Origin of the sequence: Clavibacter lycopersici (assembly GCF_003576405.1) — a bacterium.
Taxonomy (GTDB): domain Bacteria; phylum Actinomycetota; class Actinomycetes; order Actinomycetales; family Microbacteriaceae; genus Clavibacter; species Clavibacter lycopersici.
The window spans coordinates 1-5,889 of the sequence record NZ_QWGT01000177.1; the positions used below are offsets into that span (position 1 = coordinate 1).

The 5,889-nt window shown below is 73.6% G+C and carries 8 protein-coding genes and 1 pseudogene; all 9 read left to right on the top strand.

Going from position 1 to position 5,889, the window contains the following annotated elements:
- On the top strand, positions 1 to 583 hold a 583-nt coding region (locus DZG00_RS11300; RefSeq protein ID WP_304650937.1), incomplete at its 5' end, for an RsmB/NOP family class I SAM-dependent RNA methyltransferase.
- 10 nt (positions 584 to 593) lie between these two features.
- Positions 594 to 1,262, top strand: coding sequence for a ribulose-phosphate 3-epimerase (gene rpe, locus DZG00_RS11305; protein ID WP_119382308.1), 669 nt, complete (start codon positions 594 to 596; stop codon positions 1,260 to 1,262).
- Between the two features lie 34 nt (positions 1,263 to 1,296).
- A complete protein-coding gene (locus tag DZG00_RS11310; protein WP_119382307.1) occupies positions 1,297 to 1,665 on the top strand; it encodes an FKBP-type peptidyl-prolyl cis-trans isomerase in 369 nt (122 codons plus the stop codon).
- 110 nt (positions 1,666 to 1,775) lie between these two features.
- Positions 1,776 to 2,039, top strand: a complete 264-nt coding sequence (locus DZG00_RS11315; protein WP_012038459.1) for a phosphoribosyl-ATP diphosphatase — start codon at positions 1,776 to 1,778, stop codon at positions 2,037 to 2,039.
- Positions 2,040 to 2,089: 50 nt separating this feature from the next.
- Complete coding sequence (gene hisG / locus DZG00_RS11320) at positions 2,090 to 2,929, top strand: ATP phosphoribosyltransferase (RefSeq protein ID WP_119382309.1); 840 nt, start codon at positions 2,090 to 2,092, stop codon at positions 2,927 to 2,929.
- A 2-nt stretch (positions 2,930 to 2,931) separates the two neighbouring features.
- Complete coding sequence (gene hisF, locus DZG00_RS11325; RefSeq protein ID WP_119382306.1) at positions 2,932 to 3,723, top strand: imidazole glycerol phosphate synthase subunit HisF; 792 nt, start codon at positions 2,932 to 2,934, stop codon at positions 3,721 to 3,723.
- Positions 3,720 to 4,136, top strand: coding sequence for a phosphoribosyl-AMP cyclohydrolase (gene hisI / locus DZG00_RS11330; RefSeq protein WP_119382305.1), 417 nt, complete (start codon positions 3,720 to 3,722; stop codon positions 4,134 to 4,136). The genes hisF and hisI overlap by 4 nt, the downstream gene beginning before the upstream one ends.
- Positions 4,133 to 5,692, top strand: a complete 1,560-nt coding sequence (locus DZG00_RS11335; RefSeq protein WP_119382304.1) for an anthranilate synthase component I — start codon at positions 4,133 to 4,135, stop codon at positions 5,690 to 5,692. Before hisI ends, DZG00_RS11335 begins: the two co-directional genes overlap by 4 nt.
- A pseudogene (locus tag DZG00_RS11340) lies at positions 5,692 to 5,889 on the top strand (Trp biosynthesis-associated membrane protein); the annotation flags it as partial. The gene DZG00_RS11335 and the pseudogene DZG00_RS11340, both read left to right, overlap by 1 nt.

The window sequence follows — 5,889 nt, forward strand, 5'->3', positions numbered from 1 at the left end:
CGGCGGCAAGGCCGCGCTGCTCGCCGCCGAGGCCGGACGCTCCGGCGCCCTCCTCACCGCCAACGAGCTCGTCCCCGCGCGGGCCGGCCTCGTCCGCGACGCCCTCCGCGCCGTCCCCGGCGACACCGAGGTGTGGGAGCTCGACGGCACGACCGTGGGGGAGAGCCACCCGGGGGAGTTCGACCGGATCCTCCTCGACGCGCCGTGCAGCGGCCTCGGCGCCCTCCGCCGCCGTCCCGAGGCGCGCTGGCGGAAGACCCCGCGCGACGTCGCGGGCCTCGGCGCCCTGCAGGCGGGCCTCATCGACGCCGCCATCGGCGCGCTGGCACCCGGCGGCATCCTCGCCTACGTCACGTGCTCGCCGCACCTCGCCGAGACCCGCGCCATCGTGCAGGCCGCGCTCCAGCGCCACGCCGACGTCACGGCGCTCGACACGGGCGCGGTGCTGCAGGAGGTGGCCGACGGCGACCTCGAGCTGCCGGACGCCGACCCCGACGCCGCGACCCGCGGATCCAGCGTGCAGCTCTGGCCGCACCGGCACGGCACGGACGCGATGTTCATCGCCCTGCTGACCCGCCGGTAGGGTCGGGAGCATGCCCGTCCGCATCGAACCGAGCATCCTGTCCGCCGACTTCGCGAACCTGGAGCGCGAGATCCAGCGCCTCGCCACCGCCGACCTCGTGCACGTCGACATCATGGACAACCACTTCGTCCCGAACCTCACGTTCGGCCTGCCGATGGTGGAGCGCCTGCAGCAGGTCACGCCCGTGCCGCTCGACATCCACCTGATGATCGACGACGTCGACCGCTGGGCCCCCGGCTACGCGGAGGCGGGCGCCGCGAGCGTCACCTTCCACGCCGAGGCCACGCGCGAGCCGGTCGCGCTCGCGCGGCGACTGCGGGAGATCGGCGCGCGCGCGGGCATCGCCCTCAAGCCCGGCACCCCCGTCGACGACTACCTCGACCTCCTGCACGAGTTCGACCAGGTGCTCGTGATGACGGTCGAGCCCGGCTTCGGCGGCCAGTCCTTCATGCCCGAGACCATGCCGAAGCTCAGGGCCCTGCGCTCCCGCCTCCGCGAGTCCGGCCACGACGTGTGGCTCCAGGTGGACGGCGGCATCGACGTCGAGACCATCGGCCGCGCGGCCGAGGCGGGCGCCGACACGTTCGTCTCCGGATCCGGCGTCTTCCGCGGCGGCGACCCCGAGGCCTCCATCGCCGAGCTCCGCCGGGCCGCCGAGGCGCACACCCACGCGCACTGACCGCGACGCCGGGGGGATCTGCTTGACTGGATCCATGACCGACATCACCAAGCCCGAGGTCGAGCCCGTCGACGGCCCGGCCCCCGCAGAGCTCACCATCTCCGACGTCACCGTGGGCGACGGCCCCGAGGCCCAGCCCGGCGACACGGTCGACGTCCACTACCTCGGCGTCGACTTCGAGTCCGGCGAGGAGTTCGACTCCTCCTGGAGCCGCGGCCAGTCCGTGCGCTTCCCCCTCACGAGCCTCATCGCCGGCTGGCAGCAGGGCATCCCCGGCATGAAGGTCGGCGGACGCCGACAGCTCGTCGTGCCGCCTGAGCTGGCCTACGGCCCCGCGGGCGGCGGCCACCGCCTCTCCGGCCGCACGCTGATCTTCGTGATCGACCTGCAGGGCGTCGGCTAGCAACGGGCGCGCCGCACCACCAGCACCACCACCGGGAGGCCGGGAGCATCGAGCTCCCGGCCTCCCGTCGTCGTGCAGGGGGCCGCTCCCGCGGCTGTACCCTGGATCCCGTGAAGACCTTCGATGACCTGTTCGGCGAGCTCACCCGCATCGCCGCCGAGCGGCCCGAGGGGTCCGGCACCGTCCGCGAGCTCGACGGCGGCGTGCACGCGATCGGCAAGAAGGTCGTCGAGGAGGCCGCCGAGGTCTGGATGGCGGCCGAGCACGAGTCCGACGACCGCGCCGCCGAGGAGATTTCGCAGCTGCTGTACCACGTGCAGGTCATGATGATCGCGCGCGGCCTCACCCTGGAGGACGTCGGCCGACATCTGTGACGCGCCCCACGTCGCCTGAGTCGTCCCCTCCACCGGAAGAAGTGATCCCCATGCTCCGTGTCGCCGTGCCCAACAAGGGCTCGCTCGCCGAGACCGCCGCCCAGATGCTCGCCGAGGCCGGGTACGCCGGCCGTCGCGACCCCAAGGAGCTCTACGTCCTCGACGCGCGCAACGACGTCGAGTTCTTCTACCTCCGCCCCCGCGACATCGCGACCTACGTCGGATCCGGTGCGCTCGACGTCGGCATCACCGGCCGCGACCTCCTCATCGACTCCGCGTCCGACGCGTCGGAGACCGCGGAGCTCGGCTTCGCGGGATCCACGTTCCGGTTCGCCGGCCCCGTCGGCCGCTATGCCGAGCTCGAGGACCTCGCGGGCGTCCGCATCGCGACCAGCTACCCCGTCCTCGTCGGCGGCTTCCTCCGCGAGCACGGCGTCGAGGCGCAGCTCATCCGCCTCGACGGCGCTGTCGAGTCCGCCATCCAGCTCGGCGTCGCCGACGCGATCGCCGACGTGGTGGAGACCGGCACCACGCTGCGGAAGGCCGGGCTCGAGATCTTCGGCCCCGTGATCCTCCGCTCGACCGCCGTCCTCATCTCCGGGGCCGAGGAGAAGCCGGGCGCGGCCACGCTGCTCCGCCGCCTCGAGGGCGTGCTCGTCGCCCGCCGCTACGTGCTCATGGACTACGACGTGCCGCTCGAGCTGCTCGACGCCGCGACCGCCATCACGCCCGGCATCGAGTCGCCCACCATCTCGCCGCTGCAGGATCCCGCCTGGGTCGCCGTGCGCTCGATGGTGCCGCGCGACGACACGAACCAGATCATGGACCGCCTGCACGAGGTCGGCGCGCGCGCCATCCTGGTCAGCCCCATCCACGCCGCCCGGATCTGACCGTGCCCGCCACCGTGCCCTCCGAGCCCGCGGCGCAGCTCGCCGTCCGCGTCATCCCGTGCCTCGACGTGGCCGCGGGCCGCGTCGTCAAGGGCGTCAACTTCCTCGACCTGCAGGACGCGGGCGATCCCGTCGAGCTCGCCCGCCTCTACTACGAGCAGGGCGCCGACGAGCTGACCTTCCTCGACGTCACGGCGACGGTCGAGGACCGCTCGACCATGTACGACGTCGTGAGCGCGACCGCCGAGCAGGTCTTCATCCCGCTCACGGTCGGCGGGGGAGTGCGCAGCGCCGACGACGTGGCGCGCCTCCTCGCGAGCGGCGCCGACAAGATCGGCGTGAACAGCGCGGCCATCGCCCGTCCGGACCTCGTGGGCGAGATCGCCGACCGGTTCGGCGCCCAGGTGTGCGTGCTCTCGCTCGACGTGACGCGCGGCGACACCGAGTCCGGCTTCATCGTCACCACGCACGGCGGCCGCACCCGCACGACCATCGACGCGATCGCCTGGGCGCGCGAGGCGGTCGAGCGCGGCGCGGGCGAGCTGCTGGTCAACTCGATCGACGCGGACGGCACGCGCGACGGCTTCGACCTCGAGCTCGTGTCCGCGATGCGGGCCGCGAGCCGCGTCCCCGTCATCGCCTCGGGCGGCGCGGGCGAGCTCGAGCACTTCGCGCCCGCGATCGAGGCCGGCGCCGACGCCGTGCTCGCGGCGAGCGTCTTCCACTCCCGCCGGTTCACGATCGGCGACGTCAAGGGCGCCCTCGCGGACGCCGGTCAGGTGGTGCGGCGATGACCGACGGCTTCCCCGCGTCATCCGAGACCACGGCCCCCGACGTCGAGGGCATCCTCGCGCGCGCGGCCTTCGCCGACGACGGGCTCCTGCCCGCCGTGATCCAGCAGCACGACACGCGCGAGGTCCTCATGCTCGGCTACATGGACCGCGAGGCCCTGCGCCGCACGCTCACCACGGGCCGCGTCACCTTCTGGTCCCGCTCCCGGAGCGAGTACTGGCGGAAGGGCGACACGTCCGGTCACGGCCAGTACGTGCGCGACGCGGCGCTCGACTGCGACGGCGACACGGTCCTCGTCCAGGTCGACCAGGTAGGAGTGGCCTGCCACACGGGCACGCGCACCTGCTTCGACGCGGATCACCTCCACCCCGTCACGGGAGCGCGCCCCGCCGCCGACGAAGGGCCCATCGAATGAGCGAGACCCCGCGCCCTGCCGCGCCGTCCGTCCCCGCACCCGGCACCACCACGCGCGAGGGCTTCGAGGCCCTCGCCGCGGACCACCGGGTGATCCCCGTCCTCCGCGAGGTCTTCGCGGACGGCGAGACCCCGGTGGGCGTGCACCGCAAGCTCACCGCCGGCCGACCCGGCACCTTCCTCCTCGAGTCCGCGGGCCAGGGCGGCATCTGGACGCGCTTCTCCTTCGTGGGCGTCTCGTCCTTCGGCGTCCTCACCCAGCAGGGCGACTCCGCGCGCTGGCTCGACTACGGCATGGACGCGCGCCGCGCCCTCGGCGACGACGCGCCCGACGGCCCGCTCGCAGCCCTCGCCGCGCTCTACGCCCGCTGGGAGACGCCGCGGATCCCCGGCCTGCCGCCGCTCACGGGCGGACTCGTCGGCTTCATCGGCTGGGAGGCCGTGCGCCAGATCGAGCGCCTGCCCGACCGTCCGCCGGCCGAGGTCCCCGTGCCCGGCCAGGCGCTCAGCTTCGTCTCCGAGCTCGCGGTGCTGGATCACCGCCGCGGCACCGTCACGCTCGTCGCGACCGCCCTCAACGACGGCGTCGACGACCAGGACGCCATGTGGGCGGACGCGCAGGCGCGCCTCGACCGCATGCAGGCCGACCTCGCCCGCCCGTCGGAGACCTTCCTCGCCGAGGTCGACCTGCAGGCCCAGCCGTCGCCGACGCTCCGCACGGAGCCCGCCGACTTCCACGAGGCCATCGCGCGCAGCAAGCACCACATCCACGAGGGCGACGTGTTCCAGGTCGTCGTCTCGCAGCGCTTCGACCAGCCCACCACGGCCGACCCGCTCGACGTCTACCGCATCCTGCGCGTGCTCAACCCCAGCCCGTACATGTACCTGCTCACGCTCGAGGACGCGGACGGGAAGCCCTACTCGATCGTGGGTTCGTCGCCCGAGGCGCTCGTCACCGTCACCGACGACCACGTCTACATGCACCCCATCGCGGGATCCCGTCCGCGCGGCGCGACCGTGGAGGAGGACGTCGCCCACGAGGAGTCGCTCCTCGCCGACCCGAAGGAGCGCGCCGAGCACCTCATGCTGGTGGACCTCGCGCGCAACGACATGCTGAAGGCGTGCGCCCCGGGATCCGTCGAGGTCACCGAGTTCATGCGCGTCGAGCGGTTCAGCCACATCATGCACCTGGTGAGCTCCGTCGAGGGCACGCTCCGGCCCGGCGTCTCGAGCATCGACGTGTTCCGCGCCACCTTCCCGGCCGGCACGCTCTCGGGCGCGCCGAAGCCGCGCGCCCTGCAGATCATCGACGAGCTCGAGCCCGCCCAGCGCGGCGTCTACGGGGGAGTGGTCGGCTACTTCGACTTCGCGGGAGACGCCGACCTCGCCATCGCGATCCGCACGGCCACCATCGTCGACGGCGTCGCGCACGTGCAGGCCGGCGGCGGCATGGTCGCCGACTCCGACCCCGACGCCGAGTACCTCGAGTCGCAGAACAAGGCGGCGGCTCCGCTGCGCGCCGTGGCCGTGGCCGAGGCCATGCGGCGCGTGCGCTGATGCGCGTCACCCGCCGCACGAAGTCCCTCGCCCTCCTGCTGGTCCTCGCGACGAGCGCCGCCACCTTCCTCGGCTGGTCGCAGGACTGGTCGACCCTCCGCATCGGCGGCCAGGCCCCGGCCCTCGTGCCGGTGGCCGGCAGCGTCGCCGCCCCCGCGCTCAGCGCGCTCGCGCTGTCGAGCCTCGCCCTCGCCGGC